The 23472-nt window shown below is 66.2% G+C and carries 17 protein-coding genes; 8 read left to right on the top strand and 9 right to left on the bottom strand.

What is annotated here, in order from left to right; all coding sequences use genetic code 11:
- Positions 1–35 precede the first annotated feature (35 nt).
- Together ASF00_RS12230 and ASF00_RS12225 are read right to left on the bottom strand one after the other, a co-directional pair.
- Positions 36–1034: a 4-hydroxyproline epimerase gene (locus ASF00_RS12230; RefSeq protein WP_055879328.1), complete on the bottom strand. Its 999-nt coding sequence runs from the start codon at positions 1032–1034 to the stop codon at positions 36–38.
- Entirely contained in the window at positions 1034–1936 is a 903-nt protein-coding gene (locus tag ASF00_RS12225) for a dihydrodipicolinate synthase family protein (RefSeq protein WP_055879325.1), read from the bottom strand. Before ASF00_RS12225 ends, ASF00_RS12230 begins: the two co-directional genes overlap by 1 nt.
- Before the next feature lie 74 nt (positions 1937–2010).
- Between ASF00_RS12225 and ASF00_RS12220 the strand changes: the two genes are divergently transcribed.
- On the top strand, positions 2011–3258 hold the full coding sequence (locus ASF00_RS12220) for an NAD(P)/FAD-dependent oxidoreductase (RefSeq protein ID WP_055879322.1): 1248 nt from the start codon (positions 2011–2013) through the stop codon (positions 3256–3258).
- Positions 3255–4430: a M24 family metallopeptidase gene (locus ASF00_RS12215; protein ID WP_055879319.1), complete on the top strand. Its 1176-nt coding sequence runs from the start codon at positions 3255–3257 to the stop codon at positions 4428–4430. The genes ASF00_RS12220 and ASF00_RS12215 overlap by 4 nt, the downstream gene beginning before the upstream one ends.
- 618 nt (positions 4431–5048) lie before the next feature.
- On the opposite strand, the gene ASF00_RS12210 is transcribed toward ASF00_RS12215, so the two are convergent.
- The 4 genes from ASF00_RS12210 to ASF00_RS12195 form a co-directional block, all read right to left on the bottom strand.
- The gene (locus ASF00_RS12210; protein ID WP_055879316.1) at positions 5049–6176 is read right to left on the bottom strand and encodes an RcnB family protein; all 1128 of its coding nucleotides are present in this window, start codon (positions 6174–6176) and stop codon (positions 5049–5051) included.
- A gap of 111 nt (positions 6177–6287) precedes the next feature.
- Positions 6288–6773: a GAF domain-containing protein gene (locus tag ASF00_RS12205; protein WP_055879313.1), complete on the bottom strand. Its 486-nt coding sequence runs from the start codon at positions 6771–6773 to the stop codon at positions 6288–6290.
- Between the two features lie 167 nt (positions 6774–6940).
- On the bottom strand, positions 6941–7366 hold the full coding sequence (gene arfB / locus ASF00_RS12200) for an alternative ribosome rescue aminoacyl-tRNA hydrolase ArfB (RefSeq protein ID WP_055879311.1): 426 nt from the start codon (positions 7364–7366) through the stop codon (positions 6941–6943).
- Between the two features lie 21 nt (positions 7367–7387).
- A complete protein-coding gene (locus ASF00_RS12195) occupies positions 7388–8107 on the bottom strand; it encodes an RluA family pseudouridine synthase (RefSeq protein WP_055879308.1) in 720 nt (239 codons plus the stop codon).
- Positions 8108–8155: 48 nt separating this feature from the next.
- On the opposite strand from ASF00_RS12195, the gene ASF00_RS12190 reads away from it, so the two are divergent.
- A complete protein-coding gene (locus ASF00_RS12190) occupies positions 8156–8905 on the top strand; it encodes a M15 family metallopeptidase (protein ID WP_055879305.1) in 750 nt (249 codons plus the stop codon).
- A gap of 18 nt (positions 8906–8923) precedes the next feature.
- Here the strand turns inward: ASF00_RS12190 and ASF00_RS12185 are convergent, their stop codons facing one another.
- Entirely contained in the window at positions 8924–9409 is a 486-nt protein-coding gene (locus ASF00_RS12185) for a hypothetical protein (RefSeq protein WP_156356965.1), read from the bottom strand.
- 403 nt (positions 9410–9812) lie between these two features.
- On the opposite strand from ASF00_RS12185, the gene rpoB reads away from it, so the two are divergent.
- The 4 genes from rpoB to ASF00_RS12165 all read left to right on the top strand — a co-directional run bounded on the left by rpoB (position 9813) and on the right by ASF00_RS12165 (position 20782).
- Positions 9813–13994 (top strand): DNA-directed RNA polymerase subunit beta, encoded by a 4182-nt coding sequence (gene rpoB / locus ASF00_RS12180; protein ID WP_055879298.1) that lies wholly within the window; start codon positions 9813–9815, stop codon positions 13992–13994.
- A gap of 131 nt (positions 13995–14125) precedes the next feature.
- Positions 14126–18412 (top strand): DNA-directed RNA polymerase subunit beta', encoded by a 4287-nt coding sequence (rpoC, locus tag ASF00_RS12175; RefSeq protein WP_055879295.1) that lies wholly within the window; start codon positions 14126–14128, stop codon positions 18410–18412.
- 207 nt (positions 18413–18619) lie between these two features.
- Positions 18620–19903 (top strand): glycosyltransferase, encoded by a 1284-nt coding sequence (locus ASF00_RS12170; RefSeq protein WP_055879291.1) that lies wholly within the window; start codon positions 18620–18622, stop codon positions 19901–19903.
- A gap of 90 nt (positions 19904–19993) precedes the next feature.
- Positions 19994–20782, top strand: coding sequence for a hypothetical protein (locus ASF00_RS12165; protein WP_055879288.1), 789 nt, complete (start codon positions 19994–19996; stop codon positions 20780–20782).
- 12 nt (positions 20783–20794) lie between these two features.
- Here the strand turns inward: ASF00_RS12165 and ASF00_RS12160 are convergent, their stop codons facing one another.
- Entirely contained in the window at positions 20795–21589 is a 795-nt protein-coding gene (locus ASF00_RS12160; protein ID WP_235525793.1) for a metallophosphoesterase family protein, read from the bottom strand.
- Entirely contained in the window at positions 21582–22676 is a 1095-nt protein-coding gene (locus ASF00_RS12155) for a catalase family protein (RefSeq protein WP_156348331.1), read from the bottom strand. Before ASF00_RS12155 ends, ASF00_RS12160 begins: the two co-directional genes overlap by 8 nt.
- Before the next feature lie 107 nt (positions 22677–22783).
- On the opposite strand from ASF00_RS12155, the gene ASF00_RS12150 reads away from it, so the two are divergent.
- The gene (locus ASF00_RS12150) at positions 22784–23458 is read left to right on the top strand and encodes a fumarylacetoacetate hydrolase family protein (RefSeq protein ID WP_055879285.1); all 675 of its coding nucleotides are present in this window, start codon (positions 22784–22786) and stop codon (positions 23456–23458) included.
- Positions 23459–23472: the final 14 nt, after the last annotated feature.

Here is a 23472-nt window from a genome sequence, read left to right as displayed (position 1 = left end):
GAAAACGGGAATATCGGTCCAGCATAGCCGAAATGTCATGAAACTTGGAAACCGTTCCAGAAACGATCGTCGCGATCGATCCAGATGGTGTTGAACCCGGTCGCGATCGCCGATCCCTCGATCGACGGGATGATCGCGGGCGTATCGCCCAGCGCGGTTTCAGCCTCGACGCGGCCGATGAACCGGCTGCCGATATAGCTTTCATGGACGAACCGGTCGCCGACCGACAAGCGGCCCTGGTCGACCAGATGCGCGAGCCGCGCCGACGTGCCGGTGCCGCACGGGCTACGGTCGATCGCCTTGTCGCCGTAGAAGACTGCGTTGCGGCCGTCGGCACCGTCACTTTGCGCGACATCGCCCCACAGCACGTGGCTGACGCCGCGGATCGTCGGGTCGAGCGGGTGGACAGGCTCGAACTGCGCGCGCACCGCCGCGCGGACGCGGCCGCTAAGCGCGATGATCTCCGCTGCGCCGAGGTCGTCGAGCCCGGTGTACCGCCCCTGCGGCTCGACGATCGCGTAGTAATTGCCGCCATAGGCGACGTCGATGCTGAGCGGCCCGATCCCCGCGACGTCCACGCGGATATCGCGCGCGGCGACATAGGCGGGAACGTTGGTGATGCGGACCGCCGTCACCTTCGCGCCCTCGGTCTCATAGGCGACGTCGATCACGCCCGCGGGTACCTCGATCCGCAACCGGCCCGGCACGGCGGGCTGGATCAGCCCGTGCTCGAGCCCGAACGTCACCATGCCGATCGTGCCGTGGCCGCACATCGGCAGGCACCCGCTCGTCTCGATGAACAGGATCCCGATATCGGTATCGTCGCGCGTCGGCGGGTAGAGGAACCCGCCCGACATCATGTCGTGCCCGCGCGGTTCGAAGCAGAGCCCGGTGCGGATCCAGTCGAACCGGTTCAGGAAATCCTGCCGCCGCTCCGACATCGACGCACCTTTCAGCAACGGCGCCCCGCCCGCGACGAGGCGGACCGGATTGCCTGCGGTGTGACCATCGATGCAGAAAAAGGTGTGGCGCATCAGTTCGAGAGCGTCGGGCGCGTCGCCGCTGCGTGCTCGACCATCGCGATCACCTCGGCACGGCGGGCGCCGATCAGCGGATAACGCGGCGGCAGGACGCGTTCGGACCCACGACCCATGACCTGCTCGGCCAGCTTGATCGACTGGACCAGATCATGCTCGGCATCGAGGTGGAGTAGCGGCATGAACCAGCGATAAATCTCCATCGCCTTGGCATGATCGCCGCGCACGAACGCGTCGACGAGCGCGACCGACTCGCGCGGGAATGCGTTGGTAAGCCCCGAGACCCACCCCTGCGCGCCCAGATACAACCCCTCGAGCGCGACGTCGTCGAGCCCCGCGAACAGCACGTAGCGGTCGCCGAACGCGGTCTTCACGTCGGTGAAACGCCGCGTGTCGGGCGCCGATTCCTTGACGGCGACGATGTTCGCGACGTCGACCAGTGCCGCCAGCACGTCGTTGTCGATCAGCGTGCGATAGGCGGGCGGATTGTTGTAGAGCATGATCGGCAGGCCGACCTGCTCCGCGACCCCCTTGAAATGCGCCACCAGCTCATGCGGCTTGGGCACATAGACCATCGGCGGCAACAGCATCAGACCGTCCGCGCCAGCCTTCTCCGCCGCCTGCGCATAGCGCACCGCGCGGCGCGTATCATATTCGGAGACGCCGGTGATGACGGGGACGCGCCCCGCGACCGCCTCGACGATCGCGGTCAGCACCGAGACCTTTTCATCATAGTCGAACGAGTTATTCTCGCCGACCGTGCCGAGCGCGATCACCCCGTTCACGCCGTCGCGGATCAGGTCGTCGACGACGCGCTGCGTGTCGGCGAGATCAACGCGCATGTCCTCGCGGATCTGCGTCGTCACGGCCGGAAACACGCCCCTCCATTCGACAGACATTCGGTATCGACCTTCCATCGTTTCGCTATATATCGTATACGAAATCGTCGGCGTGAAGCAATGGGAGAAACGGATTGCAAACGATCGGTCCGGAAATTGCCATAGTGGGCGGCGGCGTGGTCGGACTGTGCTGCGCCATCGCGCTGCTCGATCGCGGGTATAGCGTAAGTGTGTTCGAACGCGGCACCGATTACAATGCCGCATCCTGGGGCAATGCCGGACACATCGCGGTCGAGCAGGTAGAGCCGCTCGCTTCCCCGGCCGCAATATGCTCGGTGCCCAAGCGGCTGTTCGGCGCGGGGGGGGCGCTGGCGCTGCCGCCGTCAATGGCGGCGTACTGGCTGCCGTTCGCCGCGCGGATGGTCGCTGCCTCGACACCGGCAAAATTCGCCGCGGGGACGGCCGCGCTGACGCCGCTGCTCGCCGGCGCGATGCCCGCGTGGCGCGATCTGGTCGGCATGCTCGGCACCCCCGATCTGCTCCGCCAGACCGGCCATATCGTCGTCTGGGACACGCCCGTCAGCGCGCGCGCCGGCCGCGACCGCTGGGCGCGCACCGCGATCGGGACGGCGCGGATCGCGGACGCCGGCCCCGACCTGCTGCACCGGCTCGGTTTCCTCGCCGATCCGGTCGGCGGCGCGATCCGCTTCATCGGCAGCGGCCAGATTGCCGATCTCCGCACGCTCGCCATGGCACTCGAAGCCGCGGTCGCGGCACGCGGCGGCCGGATCGTCCGCGAGGCGGCGCGATTGACGCAAGACGCCGGTCGGATCGCCGTCGTCGGACACGCCTTCGATCGGGTATTGGTGACCGCAGGCGTCCGGTCGCGCGCGCTGCTCGAACCGCTCGGCTACCGCGTCCCGATGATCGCCGAGCGCGGCTATCACATCCGCGCCCGCGCCGATGGCTGGCCTGCCGACCTGCCGCCGGTCGTGTTCGAGGATCGCTCGATGATCGTCACGCGCTATGCCGGGTGCGTGCAGGCGGCGAGTTTCGTCGAATTCGGCGATCCCGACGGCGCGCCCGATCCGCGCAAATGGGACCGGCTGGAGCATCACGTCCGATCGCTCGGCCTGCCGATCGAAGGACCGTTCGACCGCTGGATGGGAGCAAGGCCGACGCTGCCCGACTATCTCCCCGCGATCGGCCGGTCGACGCGCCACGCCAACCTCGCTTATGCGTTCGGGCATCACCATCTCGGGCTCACGCTTGCGCCGGTGACCGCGATGCTCGTCGCGGCGATGCTGGCGGGGGATACCCCGGCGGTGCCGCTCGCGCCGTTCGACCTCGACCGCTTCGCTAGAAAAGGACCTCGTGCATGACCATCGGCGGATCCTCGATAGCGGGCGAACTCGCGACGATCGTCCCCTGGGCGACGCCTGCGCCGCGGATCGCAGTGGCCGAGCGCACCGCGCGGTTGGACAAGGCGCGCGCGCTGACCGAGGCGGCGGGTGCCGACGCGCTGCTGATCGGCGCCGGGGCGAGCCTGCGCTATTTCGCGGGCATCCCGTGGGGCGCGACTGAGCGCCTCGTCGCGCTGCTGCTGCCCGTGAAGGGCCAGCCGATCCTGATCTGCCCGCGCTTCGAACAGGGGTCGCTCGAGGCCGCGGTCGAGATCGCGGCCGATCTGCGGCTCTGGGAAGAGGATGAGAGCCCCTACGCGCTGGTGGCCGACGCGGTCGCGGGCCGGCTGCTGCTCGACCCGCAGCTCCCCTACGGCATGGCAAGCGCGCTGGCCGCCACCCGGCTCGACGTCGCCCACGGTGCGGCGGTGATCGACGCCTGCCGGATGATCAAGAGCCCCGCCGAGCTCGCCGTGCTGCGCCAGGCCAAGGCGATGACGCTCGACGTCCAGCGCCGCGCCGCGCGCATCCTCCACCCCGGCATCGCCGCCAGCGCCGTGATCCGCTTCATCGACGACGCGCACCGCGCAATCGGGTCGTCGGGCTCGTATTTCTGCGCGGTCCAGTTCGGCCAAGCGACCGCGTTCCCGCACGGCCTGCCCGGCGACCAGCGGCTCGAGGAGGACCAGCTCGTGCTGATCGACACCGGCTGCCAAGTGGAGGGCTATCATTCGGACATCACGCGGACCTATGCGTTCGGCGAGGTCGGCGACGAGGCGCGCGCGATCTGGGATATCGAACACGAGGCGCAGGCCGCGGCGTTCGATGCAGTACGGCCCGGCGTCCCCTGCGAAGCGATCGACGCCGCCGCCCGCGTCGTGCTCGAAAAGGCCGGGCTCGGGCCCGATTACCGCCTCCCGGGACTCCCGCATCGCACGGGCCACGGCATCGGCCTGTCTATCCACGAACCCGCCTATCTGGTCCGCGGCGACCGCACGCCACTGGCGCCCGGCATGTGCTTCTCGAACGAGCCGATGATCGTCGTGCCCGACCGCTTCGGCATCCGGCTCGAAGATCATTTCCACGTCACCGATACCGGCGCGGCCTGGTTCACCGAACCGCAACCTGCGATCAACCGCCCGTTCGGTTGATCCCCAAAATCCTCCCCCGTGAGGGGAAGGTGGCACGCGCTTGCCGGACGGGGGGGCGGTAAGCGAACCGCAGGGCGCGTGTTCGCCCCCTCCGTCACCTTCTGCCCCCCTGGCGCCGGCGGATCGCTTGCGGCCCCGTCACGGCTCGTCGGAATGGGCCTCCCGCCTGCTGCGATCGGCGCGTCGGTGCGCGCCTCGATCACCGGGACGGAAACCGTTTTCATCGCCAGCATCGCGTCGTGAGACGCGCGGACGGTGAACTTCGGCGCGACCGGGGCCTGCGCCTGCGATCGGGTCCAGCCGTTGCCATTTATGGCGGTATCGACCACCCGCCGCGCCGCGCGTCTCGCAACGGAGCGCCCAACCCTCGCCATCGACAGACGGAGACCTATCGCGTCGGAACACGCGGCGAGCGGCATCTGGACCGCGCGGCCCGGCGCGCTCTCGTGCGGCTTCGGCTCGCCCCGTCACCAGAATGGCCGCGACGGCAGGGCGTAGGTGTCGACCAGAGCGATGCCGGGACGGCCGCCGCCAGATCGAGACGCAAATTCCGCACGCCCATCGAACCGTGCACTGGAGTTAGGTCTCGCGGGCCGGCTCAAGGGCGAGCAGCGGCGATCACCGGCAATTGCAGCGCGGGCGCGCACGGACGCGCTTGTGCCAGGCTTTCCGCGGTGCGTACGAAACGGTATCGTAATAGTCCGTCGTGGTCGTTGTCGTCACCATCGGCGCGGACTGGACCACCACCGTGGACGCGCCCGTTGCATAGACGCTGCCGTTCGTCGTGGTCACCGTCGTCAGTCCGTCCGGCGAAACCCATGTTCCACCCCGTCCGGCCGCCGCGTAGCGTGGTTGCGGATAACCTGCGCCATACGACACCGGCGGCGCCGGGTCGGTCGCATAGGCCGGGGCGTAGACCGGTGGGGGGGGCGCATAGCGCGCGCCATATTCGCGGCGGGGTGGTGGTACCTCGCGGCTGCGGTCTTCGCCCTTATCGATCGCATAGCCGGCCGCCGCACCGACTCCCGCCCCGATCAGCGTACCGCCCAGCCGATTGCCGCGCCCCGCGATCAGGTTGCCCGCGACACCGCCTGCAACCGCGCCGACCGCTGCGCCGCCAAGACCCGTATCGCGGCGCGGTGCGCGATCCTGATAGGGCGCGGTGTACCGGCGATCGACCGGGTCGGTATAGATCGGGTCGGCATAGGCCGGGTCGGCATAGACTGTTTCAGTCTGGGCGTAGTCCTGCGGCACGGCGGCGGTGAACCCCCCGGAATCATAGCGATCCCAATCGGTGCCGCTTACCGTGTCGTAAACCGAACCTCGCGGGTCGATGAGCACCGCATCGTCATAATAGCGCGTCCAGTAATATCCCTGTGGCGGCCGTGGCAGACCATAAGTCGACCAATCATTGACGTAGAAGCGCGGGGCATTCCAATAGCCTGGCACCGTCCAACCTCGGTCCGGACGGCGATAGGCGGCCCAACCGCCGGGGGCGTTCGCGCCGCCCCACCAGCGCCCACCGATCTTGCTGCCCCAGCGTGGAGCCCGATGCCCGACGACCTGTGACGACGACTGCACGACGGGAGGACGCGCTGCGATCGGACCGGGGCGGTGCGGCGTGGCCATCGGCGCCTGCATCACGACACCAGGAACGCCGTAGCTCGCGCCGGGGCGGTGCTGCGCCTCCGCCGTGCCGCCACTGGCGATGGCAAGCCCTGCGCTTGCGATCAAAAGGCTCCGCATGTCCGTCTCCCAGGTTCTGCCACCCTATCCCGCGCAAACGCCGGATGTCTTAACGGGTTGCTTACCAAAACCGGGAGCGACTCGCCAGCGGACGTACCGTCCCGAAACGGATCAGATCGCCAGCCGCTCGCCGAGCAAGGCCGCCAGCGCTTCGCATCCGGCGGCATCCTCGGCATCGAACCGCGCGGGTTCGGGGCTGTCGAGATCGAGCACGGCGATCAGCACGCCGTCCTTCGACACCGGCACCACGAGCTCGGAGCGGCTCGCGGCGTCGCAGGCGATATGGCCGGGGAAGGCATGCACGTCGTCGACCCGCTGCGTCGTCAGTGTTGCCGCAGCGGCACCGCAGACCCCCTTGCCGACCGGGATGCGGATGCACGCGACCTTGCCCTGGAACGGCCCGAGCACGAGCTCGCCTTCGACAAGCCGATAGAAGCCGGCCCAGTTCAGGTCGGGCAGATATTCCCACACCAGCGCGGCGGCGTTGGCCATGTTGGCGATCGGATCGCGCTCGTCCGCGGTCAGCGCGTCGAGCGCGGCAAGCAGGTCGCGGTAGAGATCGGCCTTGCTGCCGGCGGCAATATCGAACTGGTACATGTCTTCTTCCTTGGTCGGCGGCGTCTTGAAGCCGGCACGCTCAAATGTCCGTCACCCCAGCGAACGCTGGAGTCTCCATGTCGGCGCGCGTGTCGCATTCCTCAAGGATACCCCAGCTTTCGCCGGGGTGACGAGTTTCGGGGGAGGCTGAGGCACTGCCTTGTCGCTTAATCGTCGCGGACCTTGCCCCGTCCCGCCTTCACGCCACTGCGTACCTTCTTGGTATCGACCCGGCGTGCCCTTGCCGCCTTGGACGGCTTGGTCGCGCGTCGCGCCTTGGGGACGATCGTGGCTTCCTTGATCAGCGCGACGAGCCGCTCGCGGACCTCCTGCCGGTTGAGCAATTGCGACCGCGATCCTTCGCTCCGCAGCACCAGCACGCCGTCGCGCGTGAGCCGCGATCCGGCGAGCACCGCGATCCGGTTCTTCACCGCCAACGGCAATCCCGGCGACAGGCCGACATCGAACCGCAGGATCACCGCGCTGTCGGTGGTGTTGACGTGCTGCCCACCGGGACCGCCCGACCGAGTCGTGCTCTCGATCAGTTCGCTGTCATCGATCGCGATGGACCGGGTTATCGGGATCGCGACCATCAGCCCCTTCCCTCAGGCCGCTCAATCGTCAGTGGGTGCAGGCGTCGCGATGTCGGCCGCATCCGCAGCCGCCGCGGGCGCAGGCGCGACCTCGTCGGCGAACCCGGCCTTGGCGAACCGCTCCGGCAAGGGGGCTTCGGCGAGCACGTCGGGCTTGCCAGGGCGCGGCACGATCAGCCGCTGCGCGTGAAGCATCATGCCGAGGCCATCCGCCTTGCCGTACACGCCGTCGCCGACCACCGGTGCGCCGAGGCCGCTGGCCGCGTGGACGCGGATCTGGTGCGTGCGGCCGGTCTCGGGCAGGAACTCGACCAGCGAGCGGCCGTCCTTGATCTCGAGGACGCGCCACTTGGTGCGCGATTTCTTGCCGTTGGGATCCTCGACCATCCGCCAGCCGGTCTCGGCGGTGCTGACCTTGCCCAACGCCATCTCGATGAGGCCCGACGTGCCCTCGACCACGCCGTCGAGCAGCGCGACGTAGCGCTTCGACACAAGGCCCTGCTCGAACGCCTGCTGCAGGCGGGCATGCGCCTTGGGATTGCGCGACAGGAGCAGACAGCCGCTCGTGTCGCGGTCGAGCCGGTGGACGGCCTTGGGCCAGCGCTGGAAGCCGAACTTCAGGCTTTCGAGATGATTTTCGAGGCTCAACGAGCCATCGCGGGGCGGATCGACCGGCAGCCCTGCGGGCTTGTCGATCACCAGGGCCTCGCCGTCGAGGAAGAGTACGCGTTCACCATGCATGGCGCCGCCCTTGCCATCATTAGCGCCTGCGTGCCAGAGCCCGCGTCGATGTTGCACCGCACACTGGCCCTCGCGCTCCTCTTCGCCCCGACCATCGCGGACGCGCAACTCTGCGAGGGGCAGAGCGCGGCGATCGCGCCCGACGGCCGCGCCTTCGGGCATCTGCCTTACGGCGACGCGCCCGAGACCGAGCTCGTCACGCTGCCGTCGGACTATTCCGTGGGCAATCCGTGCGTGGTGCGCGCCGACATCCTGCCCGACCTGCTGCGACTGTTCGCCGCGGCGCAGGGCGATCCGGCGGTGATGGGTCAGCTTCGCGCGCTGTCGTGCCAGCGTTCGATCGCGCGCCAGCGCGGCGTCTTCTGCCGCGGCGAATCGAGCAGCGCGGCCGACCGAGCGATCTCGGTCGCCCCCCCAGGCTATAGCGAGCACTCGACCGGCTATGCGCTCGATTTCGCGGTGCGCCCCGCCAACGGGTGTCCGGACGCGGAGGCCTGTATGGCCGCCACCCCGGCCGCGCGCTGGCTAAGGGCCAATGCACCGCGGTTCGGGTTCGAACAGAGCTTTCCCGGCGGCAACAAGCAGAACGTCAAGTGGGAGCCCTGGCACTGGCGCTGGGTCGGCACCAGCGAGAGCACGCCGGGCGCGGCCAAGGCGCGTTTTCTGTTTGCCCGCGCGCGGCGGCAATATCCGGCCAATCCCGCGGTGTTGCCGATCGTCGTGCGGTTTACGACGTCGCCACCCGTGCCGCTGCCGATCGCGCCGGCACAACCATCGTCGAAGAAGAAACGCCGCTGACGCGCGCGCCGATTCGATCTAGTGCAGCACCGCGCCGCCGGCCCGGACCACGCCGTCGCGCAACGCATGGTCGTAGAGGATTTCGGTCTCGAGCGTCACCTGGCCCGAGAGACGATCGAGCATCGACTTGGCCTGGACGCCGAACTTGTCCCATTCGCTCTGCGAGATGACCGGCAGCCATCGACCGATAAAAACCTTCCAGTCCGACCGGAGGATCTCGAGATCCTCCTCCATCATCGCGATGGTGTCAGGCGAAAACCGGGGCTCCATGGCGATGACCGTGCGGTCGATCACCTCGTCCTCGACGTCGAGATGTTTCGCCACGGCGATCGCGAGTTCTATCAGCTTGCGCGAGGCCAGCCCGCTCTGCTCGCGCGGACCTTGCGATAGTTCGGCGATCTCGATGCATTGCGCGGCGATCTGCGTGTGATCGTCGATCAGCCGTGCCCAGTTCGCGCGGTCCTCGTCCGAGGCGGCCTGGACTGCCGCGCGTTCCCGTATCACTTTTTCGCTCATCCTGCCGCCATCCCTGCCGCTATCCCTCTACGTATACGATCGCCACCCTACCCCGGATGCGCCTAACGGCGCAGGCCACCCATAATCTATAGTCTTTTCGGCGTCATTGACGCGCCAAAAGCACCTGAATTTATCTGGTACACGAGTCGGCGGACATCCGCCCTTTGACACGCCGCGCGGCCACGCCTATATACGCTGCTCACCACAGCATCCGGGAAATGACATGCCGTCGCGCAGCGTGTCGATCGTATTGGATACCGAGGTTTCATACGCTGAGAGCCGCCGCACCTGATGCGCGCGGCCTTTTTGCGTGAACGTGCGTCTCGCTTGGGGGTTCCCAAGCACGAAATTACGACTGATCCGTCAGTTTTTATAGGGCGAAACAAAACCTATGGCATCCAAGGCGATCAATGAGGGCGCTGCCAAGCAGCGTGGCGAACACGGCACTGCAAAGCGCCGTATCCGCAAGGTTTTCGGGAACATCCACGAAGTTGTGCAGATGCCGAACCTGATCGAAGTCCAGCGCGAGAGCTATGAGCAGTTCCTGCGCTCCGACAAGTCGATCGGCCACGTCTCCGGCCTCGAGAAGACGCTGCGCAGCGTGTTCCCGATCCAGGATTTCGCGGGCACCGCCTATCTCGATTTCGACGATTACGTCCTTGAGCCGCCGAAGTTCGACGTCGAGGAATGCCGCCAGCGCGGGATCACCTATGCCGCGCCGATGCGCGTCACGCTGCGCCTGACCGCGTTCGAGGTCGATCCCGATACCGAGGCCAAGTCGGTCATCGATATCAAGGAGCAGGACGTGTACATGGGCGACATGCCGCTCATGACCGAGAACGGCACGTTCTTCATCAACGGCACCGAGCGCGTCATCGTCAGCCAGATGCACCGTTCGCCGGGCGTCCTGTTCGATCACGATCGCGGCAAGACGCACGCATCGGGCAAGTATCTGTTCGCCGCGCGCGTCATTCCGTATCGTGGTTCGTGGCTCGATTTCGAATTCGACGCCAAGGACATCGTCAACGTCCGCATCGATCGCAAGCGCAAGCTGCCCGTGACGGCGCTGCTCTACGCGCTTGGCATGACGTCGGAAGAAATCCTCAACTATTTCTACAACCGCGTGACGTTCGTCCGCGGCCAGGGTGGCTGGATCGTTCCGTTCCAGGCCGAGAACTGGCGCGGCCAGAAGCCGATGTTCGACATCGTCGATGCGAAGACCGGCGAAGTCGTGTTCCCGAACGGCCAGAAGATCAGCCCGCGCGCTGCGAACAAGGCGTTCAAGGACGGCCTCACCGACCTGCTGATCCCGACCGAGGAAATCTTCGGCCGCTATTCGGCCTACGATCTGATCGACGAGTCGACCGGCCGCATCTACATCGAAGCCGGTGACGAGGTTTCGGCCGAGAACCTTGAACTGCTCGACCAGGCAGGCATCGAGCGTCTCGACCTGCTCGACATCGATCACGTCGCGACGGGTCCGTGGATCCGTAACACGCTCAAGGTCGACAAGGCCGAAGAGCGCGAGCAGGCCCTCAGCGATATCTATCGCGTGATGCGTCCTGGTGAGCCGCCGACGCTGGAGACCGCCGAGGCGCTGTTCTCGGGTCTGTTCTTCGATCCGGATCGCTACGACCTGTCGGCCGTCGGCCGCGTGAAGCTGAACATGCGTCTCGACCTCGACGTCGAGGACACGGTCACGACGCTGCGTACCGAGGACATTCTCGAGGTCATCAAGACGCTCGTGAACCTCAAGGACGGCAAGGGCGAGATCGACGATATCGACAACCTCGGTAACCGTCGTGTCCGCTCGGTCGGCGAGCTGCTCGAGAACCAGTACCGTGTCGGCCTGCTCCGCATGGAGCGCGCCGTGAAGGAGCGCATGTCGTCGGTCGACGTCTCGACCGTCATGCCGAACGACCTGATCAACGCGAAGCCTGCGGTTGCCGCGGTCCGCGAATTCTTCGGCTCGTCGCAGCTGTCGCAGTTCATGGATCAGACCAACCCGCTGTCCGAAGTCACCCACAAGCGTCGCGTGTCGGCACTTGGACCAGGTGGTCTGACGCGCGAGCGCGCCGGCTTCGAAGTCCGCGACGTTCACCCGACGCACTATGGCCGCATCTGCCCGATCGAGACGCCGGAAGGCCCGAACATTGGTCTGATCAACTCGCTGGCGTCGTTCTCGCGCGTCAACAAGTACGGCTTCATCGAGACTCCGTACCGCAAGGTCGTCGACCACAAGGTGACCGACGACGTCGTGTACCTGTCGGCGATGGAAGAGGCCAAGCACACGATCGCGCAGGCCAACGCCGAGCTCGATTCGTCGAACGGCTTCGTCGAGGAGCTCGTGTCGTCGCGTCAGGCGGGCGAATTCCTGATGGCGCTGCCCGACAACATCACGCTGATGGACGTCAGCCCCAAGCAGCTCGTTTCGGTCGCCGCATCGCTCATTCCGTTCCTGGAAAACGATGACGCCAACCGCGCGCTGATGGGCTCGAACATGCAGCGTCAGGCCGTGCCGCTCGTCCAGGCCGAGGCGCCGTTCGTCGGCACCGGCATGGAAGAGACCGTGGCACGCGATTCGGGTGCTGCGATCTCGGCCAAGCGTGCGGGCATCGTCGACCAGGTCGACGCGGCGCGTATCGTGATCCGGGCCACCGGCGAGATCGATGCCGGCAAGTCGGGCGTCGACATCTACACGCTGATGAAGTTCCAGCGCTCGAACCAGTCGACCTGCATCAACCAGCGTCCGTTGGTGAAGGTGGGCGACGTGGTCCGTGCCGGCGACGTGCTCGCCGACGGTCCGTCGACCGAGTTCGGCGAACTGGCGCTGGGTCGCAACAGCCTCGTCGCGTTCATGCCGTGGAACGGCTACAACTACGAGGATTCGATCCTCATCAGCGAGCGGATCGTGAAGGACGACGTGTTCACGTCGATCCATATCGACGAGTTCGAGGTGATGGCTCGCGACACGAAGCTCGGGCCTGAGGACATCACGCGCGACATCCCGAACGTCGGCGAGGAAGCGCTGCGCAACCTCGACGAAGCGGGCATCGTCTACATCGGTGCAGAGGTCGAGCCAGGCGATATCCTCGCGGGCAAGATCACGCCGAAGGGTGAATCGCCGATGACGCCGGAGGAGAAGCTTCTCCGTGCGATCTTCGGTGAGAAGGCCAGCGACGTGCGCGATACGTCGCTTCGCCTGCCGCCGGGCGTGTCGGGTACGGTCGTCGACGTTCGTGTCTTCAACCGTCACGGCATCGACAAGGACGAGCGCGCGATGGCGATCGAGCGCGAGGAGATCGAGCGCTTGAAGAAGGATTCGGACGACGAGCGTTCGATCCTGAACCGTGCGACCTGGTCGCGTCTCCGCGAGATGCTGCTCGACCAGACGGCCACCTCGGCGCCCAAGGGCGTCAAGAAGGGCGTCGTGATCGACATGGATCTGCTCGACAGCGTCGACCGCCACGAGTGGTGGAAGTTCGCGGTCGCCGACGACAAGATCCAGAGCGATCTGGAAGCGGTCAAGATCCAGTATGACGATGCGGCCAAGCTGATCACGGACAAGTTCCACGATCGTCGCGAGAAGCTGGAGCGTGGTGACGAGCTGTCGCCGGGCGTGCTGAAGATGGTCAAGGTGTTCGTCGCGGTGAAGCGCAAGCTGCAGCCGGGCGACAAGATGGCCGGCCGTCACGGGAACAAGGGCGTCATTAGCCGCATCCTGCCGGCGGAGGACATGCCGTTCCTCGCCGACGGCACGCCGGTCGATATCGTGCTCAACCCGCTGGGCGTGCCGAGCCGCATGAACGTCGGGCAGATCTTCGAGACGCATCTGGGCTGGGCCGCACGCGGTCTGGGTCAGTCGATCACTGCGGCGCTCGAGACGTGGCGCGAGGAGAATCCCGAGGCCAAGGCCGGCGCGATGCCGGAAGCGGTCCGCGATCGCCTCAAGACCGTTTACGGCGAGCAGTATCACGCCGAGATCGACGCCCGTTCGGGTGACGAGATCGTCGAGCTGGCCAAGAACCTGAAGGGCGGCGTGCCGATGGCGACGCCGGTGTTCGACGGCGCGCGCGAGGCGGATGTGTCGGCGATGCTGGAACTGGCGGGTCTCGATCCGTCGGGTCAGTCGGACCTGTTCGACGGACGGACCGGCGACAAGTTCGATCGCAAGGTGACGGTTGGGTATATCTACATGCTTAAGCTCCACCATCTGGTCGACGACAAGATCCACGCACGCTCGATCGGGCCGTACTCGTTGGTCACGCAGCAGCCGCTGGGTGGTAAGGCGCAGTTCGGTGGCCAGCGCTTCGGCGAGATGGAGGTCTGGGCCCTCCAGGCCTACGGCGCGGCGTACACCTTGCAGGAAATGCTGACGGTGAAGTCGGACGACGTGGTCGGCCGCACCAAGGTCTACGAGGCGATCGTCAAGGGCGACGACACGTTCGAGGCCGGCATCCCGGAGAGCTTCAACGTGCTCGTCAAGGAAATGCGCTCGCTCGGCCTGAATGTGGACCTGAAGCAGTCGGAGCCCGGCTTCGACAGCGACGGCATCCAGATCGCGGCGGAGTAAGCCTCTACTTCCTCCCCTCCCGCCTTGCGGGAGGGGTCGGGGGAGGGCCTGACCACAGGCGCCACCCCGAGAGGCTACGACATCCCCTCCCCTAGCCCCTCCCGCGACGCGGAAGGGGAATGGAGAATAAAATGAACGAGATGACCCCCTTCGCCAATCCGGTCGCCAAGACCGAGACGTTCGACCAGATCCAGATCGGCATCGCGTCCCCGGACAAGATCCGTTCGTGGTCGTTCGGCGAGATCAAGAAGCCCGAGACCATCAACTACCGCACGTTCAAGCCCGAGCGTGACGGCCTGTTCTGCGCGCGCATCTTCGGTCCGATCAAGGATTACGAGTGCCTGTGCGGCAAGTACAAGCGCATGAAGTACAAGGGCATCGTCTGCGAGAAGTGCGGCGTCGAGGTTACCGTCTCGAAGGTCCGCCGCGAGCGGATGGGCCATATCGAGCTCGCGGCTCCCGTCGCGCACATCTGGTTCCTGAAGTCGCTGCCGTCGCGCATCGGCCTGCTGCTCGACATGCAGTTGAAGCAGCTCGAGCGCGTGCTGTACTTCGAGGCGTACATCGTGATCGAGCCAGGCCTGACCCCGCTCGAAAAGTACCAGCTGATGACCGAGGACGAACTCCTCGACGCGCAGGACCAGTATGGCGAGGACGCGTTCTCGGCCGGTATCGGTGCCGAAGCGGTCCGCATCATGCTCGAGTCGCTTGATCTCGAGGGTGAGCGTACCACGCTGCTCGAAGAGCTCGCGGTCACCAAGTCCGAGCTGAAGCCCAAGAAGATCATCAAGCGCTTGAAGGTCGTCGAGAGCTTCATCGATTCGGGCAATCGCCCCGAGTGGATGATCCTCGAGGTCGTGCCGGTCATCCCGCCCGAGCTGCGCCCGCTGGTGCCGCTGGACGGTGGTCGTTTCGCGACGTCGGATCTGAACGATCTGTATCGCCGCGTGATCAACCGCAATAATCGTTTGAAGCGTTTGATGGAGCTCCGCGCGCCGGACATCATCGTCCGCAACGAGAAGCGCATGCTGCAGGAGGCCGTCGACGCATTGTTCGACAATGGTCGCCGCGGTCGCACGATCACGGGCGCCAACAAGCGTCCGCTCAAGTCGCTGTCCGACATGCTCAAGGGCAAGCAGGGCCGCTTCCGCCAGAATCTTCTGGGCAAGCGCGTCGACTACTCGGGTCGTTCGGTCATCGTAACCGGTCCTGAGTTGAAGCTGCACCAGTGCGGCCTGCCGAAGAAGATGGCGCTCGAACTGTTCAAGCCGTTCATCTACGCGCGTCTCGATGCGAAGGGTCTGTCGATGACCCTGAAGCAGGCGAAGAAGTGGGTCGAGAAGGAGCGCAAGGAAGTCTGGGATATCCTGGACGAGGTGATCCGCGAGCATCCGGTCATGCTCAACCGTGCGCCGACGCTTCACCGTCTTGGCATCCAGGCGTTCGAGCCGGTACTGATCGAGGGCAAGGCGATCCAGCTTCACCCGCTGGTCTGCTCCGCGTTCAACGCCGATTTCGACGGCGACCAGATGGCCGTGCACGTCCCGCTGAGCCTCGAGGCCCAGCTCGAAGCGCGCGTCCTGATGATGTCGACGAACAACATCCTGTCGCCCGCCAACGGCAAGCCGATCATCGTCCCGTCGCAGGACATGGTCCTCGGTCTCTATTATCTGTCGATGATGAAGGAGAACGAGCCGGGCCAGGGGATGCTGCTCGGCGACATGGCCGAAGTGCATCAGGCGCTGAACGCTCAGGCTGTCACGCTGCACACCAAGGTCATCAGCCGCGTTCCGCAGACCGACGAGAAGGGCAAGCAGTACCTCAAGCGGTACGAGACGACCCCGGGCCGCATGCTGCTGGGCGAGTGCCTGCCGCATAGCCACAAGGTGCCGTTCGACACCGTCAACCGCCTGCTTACCAAGAAGGACGTGGGCGACGTGATCGACGAGGTCTATCGTCACACCGGCCAGAAGGAGACCGTGCTGTTCGCCGACGCGATCATGTCGCTCGGCTTCCGCCACGCGTTCCGCGCCGGCATCTCGTTCGGCAAGGACGACATGATCATTCCGGACGCCAAGGTTGGTCTGGTCGACGACACCAAGGCGCTCGTGAAGGACTTCGAGCAGCAGTATCAGGACGGTCTGATCACGCAGCAGGAGAAGTACAACAAGGTGATCGACGCCTGGAGCCGTTGCGGCGATCAGGTCGCGAACGCCATGATGGACGAGATCCGCTCGGTGAAGATCGACGAGGACACCGGCCGTGAAAAGCCGATCAACTCGATCTACATGATGGCCCACTCTGGTGCCCGCGGTTCGCAGGCGCAGATCAAGCAGCTCGCCGGTATGCGCGGCCTGATGGCCAAGCCGTCGGGCGAAATCATCGAGACGCCGATCATCTCGAACTTCAAGGAAGGCCTGACCGTCCTTGAATACTTCAACTCGACCCACGGCGCTCGCAAGGGCCTCGCGGATACGGCGTTGAAGACGGCGAACTCGGGGTACCTCACGCGTCGTCTGGTCGACGTGTCGCAGGATTGCGTCATCATCGAACCCGATTGCGGCACGACCCGCGCTCTGGAGATGAAGGCCATTCTTCAGGGTGGTTCCACCATTGCATCGCTCGGCGAGCGCATCCTCGGTCGTACGACCGCGGAGGACATCGTCGATCCGAAGACCGGCAAGGTCATCATCCCGTCGGGCACGCTGCTCGACGAGCCGATGATCACGACGATCGAGGGCCTCGGTACGCAGTCGTGCAAGATCCGCAGCCCGCTGGTCTGCGAGTCCAAGATCGGTGTCTGCGGCAAGTGCTACGGGCGCGATCTCGCCCGCGGTACGCCGGTGAACATCGGTGAAGCTGTCGGCGTCATCGCCGCGCAGTCGATCGGTGAACCCGGCACGCAGCTGACGATGCGTACGTTCCACATCGGTGGTGCAGCGCAGCTCAACGAGACGTCGAACCTCGAGGCGCATGCCGACGGTACGGTGCAGTTCCGCGATCTGCGTATCATCGTCGACCAGCGTGGCCGTCGCGTGGTGCTCAGCCGCTCGGGCGAAATCGCGATCGTCGACATGGACGGCCGTGAGCTCTCGGTCGATCGTATCCCGTACGGCGCATATGTGCTGTTCGACGATGGCCACATCGTGTCGCGCGGCGACCGGATGGCCGAGTGGGATCCGTTCACCATGCCGGTGATCACGGAGAACCCGGGCACGATCAAGTATGTCGACCTGATCGAGGGCAAGACGCTCACCGAGCAGACCGATGAAGCCACGGGCATCGCCCAGCGCGTCGTGATCGAATATCGTGCGGCGACCAAGTCGAAGGAGGATCTGCGTCCGCGCATGACCCTGCTCGACGAGACGTCGGGCGAGACCGGCCGCTACATGCTGGCGATCGGTGCGACCCTGTCGGTCGAGGATGGCGCACAGGTGTTCGGCGGCGACGTCGTGGCCCGCGTCAGCCGCGAGAGCGCCAAGACGCGCGACATCACCGGTGGTCTGCCGCGCGTCGCCGAGCTGTTCGAGGCGCGTATTCCCAAGGACTCGGCGATCATCGCCAAGATCTCGGGCCGCGTCGTGTTCGGCAAGGATTACAAGGCGAAGCGCAAGATCGGCATCCAGCCCGAGGATGGCGGCGACGTCGTCGAGTATCTGGTGCCGAAGTCGAAGGTCATCGACGTCCAGGAAGGCGATTACGTCAAGCGCGGCGACAACCTGATCGGCGGCTCGCCCGATCCGCACGACATCCTCGAGACGATGGGTATCGAGCCTCTCGCCGAGTATCTCGTGTCGGAAATCCAGGAGGTCTATCGACTCCAGGGCGTGAAGATCAACGACAAGCACATCGAGACGATCGTTCGTCAGATGCTGCAGAAGGTCGAGATCACCGACGGCGGCGACACCACGCTGCTCAAGGGCGAGCAGGTCGATCGCGAGGAAATGGACGCGACCAACGAGAAGCTGGAGAAGAAGCAGGCCCGCGCACAGGGCAAGCCGATTCTGCTCGGTATCACCAAGGCGTCGCTGCAGACCCGCAGCTTCATCTCGGCGGCATCGTTCCAGGAGACCACGCGCGTCCTCACCGAAGCGGCTGTCCAGGGTAAGCAGGACATGCTGATGGGCCTGAAGGAAAACGTCATCGTCGGCCGGCTCATCCCGGCAGGCACCGGCGCAGGCCTCAACCGCCTGCGGGTCGTGGCGAACAGCCGCGATGCGTCGATGCGCGTCGCCCAGCGCAAGATGGCCGAAGCCTCGATCGTCGCACCGATGTCGGCGGCGGACGAGCATGCCGCCGAACTCGCGCGCTCGCCGCGCGACGAGGGTGGCGTAGGTGAAGACCCGCTCGCCAAGGTCGTGACGTCGGGCACCGGCACCGATGCGGATGCCGGCGAGTATCTGAACGAAGCCGAGTAATCGGTTTCGTCGGACACCTCGACGCCGACTGAAAAAAGGCCGCCGTCCGGGACACCGGGCGGCGGCCTTTTTCGTTTGGGCGACCGGCCAGACCCAGGCTGGTGGCCGTGTGACTGAAATGTTCCCGCAATGAATGGGTAGTACCGACCGCCTCTAGGCTGCTGATGACGGCCCCTGTTCACGCGGCCGAAAAGGACCAAAGCGCCGATGCGGAAGATCGTCCTCGCCACGATCGGCTTGCTCGGCGACCTGCATCCCTTCATCGCCATCGGTCTCGCACTCAAGGCACGCGGGTTCGCGGTCGTGCTGGCCGTGCCCGCGGATCACGTCGCGAAGGTCGAATTGGCGGGATTGACCGGCGTCGCGATCGTCGGCGGGTTCGATACGCTGGCCGAGACGCTTGGCCTGCCGCCCGACCAGGCGGCGCGGCGGATCATGGCGGATCAGACCTATCTGATGGACCGGATACTGATGCCGTGGCTCGCCGGGAGTACGACCGCGCTGGACGAGGCGATGGACGGCGCCGTCGCGCTGGTCGCATCGCTGTTCGTGTTCGCCGCGCCGATCGTCGCGGAGCGGCGAGGCGTGCCGCTCGTCAACGTGCTGCTTCAGCCGATGGCGACCTTCTCCGCGTACTCTCCGCCCAGCACACCCGATTTCCGGATGATGGCCCACGTCCCGACTGGCCCGATCGGTAGAGCCTGGAACAGGGCGGTGTACCGCGTCATGCGCGGCGTCCTGCGTCACCGTCACGCGCGACCCGTGAACGCGGTTCGCGCCGCGCACGGATTGCCGCCATCCACCCAGGCCCTTCTGCTGGAGACTCCCGCTGCAACCGCGCTGACGCTCTGCTGCTATTCGCCGCGTATCGCGCCACCACAGCCCGATCTTCCCGCCACGACTTACGTCACCGGCTTTGCCGTGTTCGACAGCGATACCGGCGCGCCCGAAATGCTCGATCCAGCGCTCGATGCCTTCCTCGCCGATGGACCGGCGCCCCTGGTGTTTACGCTGGGATCGTTCGCCACCTTTGCGCCAGGCGATTTCTACACGACCGCAGCAGCGGCGGCCCGAGCGCTCGGCCTGCGCGCGGTCCTGCTCACCGGCACCGACGCGCACGCGGTATCGACCGAGCAGGTTCATGTCTGCCGCTATGCGCCGCACTCGCTGCTGTTTCCGCGAGCATGCGCGATCATCCATCACGGCGGCGCGGGCTCGACCGGCCAGGCACTGCGCGCGGGCAAACCACAGCTCGTCGTGCCGCACATGGGTGACCAGCACGACAATGGGCGCCGAATCGAGAGAATGGGCGTCGGTCGAACGCTGTCGTCGCGCCGGTTCACGACGGCGCGCGCGCGGGCTGCGGTCGCGGCCATCCTGACCCCGGACATGAGGTCGGAGGCAGCGCGGATCGGCGCGGAGGTTTCGCGGGAAAACGGCGCGGACGCCGCCGCGGCGCGGATCGCAACGCTGCTGATCGCGCGCGGCTGACCCGGCAGCCGCTGCGCTGGTGAATAGCGCAAAAAGATCGTCGGCTCCGGACGTTGCCGTTGACGCGTTGCAGGTCTAGGCGGACTGCCGATGCGGTCGGCGTACCATCCTTCGTCGAGCGAGACGCGCGGTTCTACGCGACGGCGCGGCGCCGCGTTCGTGCTGACCGTGATCGCGCATGTCCTGATCATCCTCCTATTGCTGCGGCTGGCGCCTCCGTCGGTCGTCAAGCCGGCGGAGCGGCGCGATCCGGTCACGTTCCAGATCGCGCCGGACCAGCCCACGCCGACGCCGGAAAAGCGCACGCCGTCGCCGACCAAGCAGAAGCGCGCCAGCGGGGGGTCGCCGCAACGCACTGCCCCCCGCGTCGAAGCCGCGCAGGCCCCCCCTGCCCCCCCGAAGGCGCCACCCCCGCTGCCGATCAAGATGCTCGGCGGGATGGAAATGTTCGACGCTGCCGATATCTCGAAGATGCCGTCGCACCCCAACGACCAGCTTGCCGGCGGCGACGGCGGCAGCGGGTCAGGCAAGGGCAAGGACAGCGGTTCGACCTATGGTCCCGGCGAAGGCCCGGGTGGCGAGCGGCTGTACAAGGTCGAATGGTATCGCCGCCCGACCGATGCCGAGCTCAACGGCTATCTGAAGAGCCCGCCGCCGCCGAACAGCTGGGCCCGGATCGCGTGCCGGATGATCGAGAATTACCAGGTCGAGAATTGCCGCGCACTCAGCGAGTCGCCGGTCGGTTCGGGCCTTGCGCGCGCGATGCGCCAGGCCGCGTGGCAGTTTCGGGTCCGCCCGCCGCGCGTCGGCGGCAAGCAGATCCTCGGCGGCTGGGTCGAGATCGATATCGAGTTCAATTCCGGGAAGGCGCCGGACTAGGCGCGACGCTCGTCATACTCCACTCGTGATCGAGTATTTGGCTTCGTCCGACAACGTCCGCGCCAGTGTCTCGAAACGTCCGCCATCGACCCTGATCTCGTTGAACGCCGGCGGACTGCCGCGAGTCCGTTTTGAAAGCGTTCCCGCGCCGATCATCCGGATCGTCTGCCCCTCGCGCTCGACCGGCACGTCGAACGGATCATGGACGTGCCCCGACAGCACCGCATGCGCACCGGCCTCCGCCAGCGCGGTCAGCGCCTCGTCGCCGTTGCGCGTTTTGGCAGTGCCGGTCGTCCCGCCCTCGATCAGCGGATGATGTGCGCCGATGAAGATCAGATTGCCCTTCGGTACGTCCTGGATCATCGCCAGCGCGCGCTTCAGCGACCCTGAACTGACCCGTCCCTTCGACCAGTTCCAGCGCCACTGCGCACGTGCGGTCGTCTTCAGGGGCACGACCGTGACGCCAGGGAGCTCAAGCGGCTGCTCGATCATCTGCTCGACCGCCGCATAGCGCTGATAGGGCGCGAAGAACCGCCGGAACGGATCCCAGTAATAGGGGATGTCGTGGTTGCCGACCTCCAGCGTCACCGGCACGCCAAGCGAACGCAGCCAGTCGCCGCCGCGCTGGAACTCGTCCTTGGTGGCGCGCATCGTCAGGTCGCCGGTCATGATGACCGCGTCGGGCTTCTCGTCTGCGACCCGCTCGGAAAACCAGGCGATCGCTGCCGGATCCTCGGCACCGAAATGCACGTCGCTCACGTGGAACAGCTTCAACGACGAGCCCTCCTTGCCTGCAACGTCACGCAAGGTCGGACAACTTCACTGGCTGGTGCACCGGGCATCCGTTGAACTGGCCGCGAAACTCGGACGAGAGCCGATAGGTTTCCTTGCGGACACGATTGATCCCGCCGAGCGGCTGGTGCGCCGCGATTCCGTTCCACACGCTGTAGACCAGCGCATCGTCGGTGCGGTCGCTGCGGCCCTGTTCCCACGACGCCTGCGCCGGGATCTCCAGCTTTGCGATCGTCGTAAACGGGCTGATCGCCTCGTCCCACACCACCGATGCGTCCTCGATCGGCATGGCCTCGAGATCGGTGTTGATCTGGACACGCAGCTCCCATGTCCCGCCATGCGCGGCCAGTGCATCGCGAACGACCTCGCGCAGTGCGTCCGGGCGCGCGGTGATATCGACGAGGGTGCCGGTCAGCGCGACCAGCTCGGGTGAGACCGGAACCAGCGCGAATTTCGCGATCGCGTCGCCGTAGCGGAATGCGGTCTGCGAATAATAGGTCTCGCCGAGCGGATGCACGGGCTTGGCCCCGCCGAGCGTCTGCAATGTCGCGGACTGCGTCCCGACCGCTTCCAGCGCGGATTCGACGACGCGGAACGTTGCCGACATCGCCTTCTTCACGCCCTCGAACCGATCCGTCGTCTTGGTCAGCAGCTTGAGATTCTTGCCGAACGCCTTGGGATCGCTCGCGGAAAAGGCCGGCGCATTGACCATGATGAAGTCCTGCGTCGTGTCGCCTTCCGACCCGGGCAACCGATCCCCCGCGACGTCGAGAATCTTGAGCGCCAGACCGCGCGGCAGGCTGACGCTGTCGTCGAGGATGTCGCCCGCATTGGTCGAGATGCGGATCACCGCCTCGTGACGTCCAGGCTTAGCGAAGGCCCCCTGCGCGAGGAGCGGCGGAAGGCCCTCGGATATCGTGATCGACCCGCGCGCGATGCCGTGCGCCTTGGCATGGACCGCGCGGACGGCGTGGCCATAATCCTGCGACGTGGTCTCCAATATCTCCTGGAACGACGCCTTAAGCCCCTGCAACGTCTCCGCTTCGTCGGGAGCGATCGTCTCGACCGACGGGTCGAACCGGACGGGCTGGGTGCTGGGCATCGATATCTCCACTGCGTAGACAGGCCCAACCCATCGTGCCGAAGGACGTTCCGCGTGCGTTGCAAACCATGCCCGGACACGTGATGTAGGCCGCCAAAGGAGCCATCATGCACATTCCCACGATCACCGCGCCGAGCGTCGCCATCGCCGGTACGTCCGACCGCTTTCCCGTTCGCCGGATTTTCTGCGTCGGCCAGAACTATGCCGATCACGCGCGCGAGATGGGCTCCGATCCCGACCGGCAGGAGCCGTTCTTCTTCTCCAAGCCCGCCGACGCCGTCGTTGCGAATGGCAGCACGCTCCCCTTCCCGCCGCAGACGCAGGACCTGCATCACGAGGTCGAACTGGTGATCGCACTGGGCGCAGGCGGCAAGGATATCGCGGTGCCTGATGCCGCCGCGACGATCTTCGGCGCCGCAGTCGGCATCGACCTGACGCGGCGCGATCTGCAGGCGGCGGCCAAGGCGATCGGCCGGCCATGGGACATGGCGAAGGGCTTCGATCGCTCCGCCCCGATCGGCGCGATCACGCCGGGCATGCCCGCAGCCAGCGGCGGCATCGCGCTCGCGATCGACGGCGAGACCCGCCAGTCGGGCGACCTGTCGATGATGATCTGGAGCGTGCCGGAGATCATCGCGACGCTGTCTACCTTCGTCGAGCTGGCGCCGGGTGACCTGATCTTCACCGGCACCCCGGCGGGCGTCGGCCCGATCCGCCCGGGGCAAAGCGTCAGCGCGACGATAGACGGTTTCGAAACGCTGCGGGTGACATTAGCCGCCTGATCGGCCACGCTCCC

The sequence above is a fragment of the Sphingomonas sp. Leaf34 genome, from assembly GCF_001421805.1.
Taxonomy (GTDB): domain Bacteria; phylum Pseudomonadota; class Alphaproteobacteria; order Sphingomonadales; family Sphingomonadaceae; genus Sphingomonas.
The sequence above is the reverse complement of the archived record's forward strand: the minus strand, read 5'-3'. Positions and strand labels throughout refer to the sequence as shown.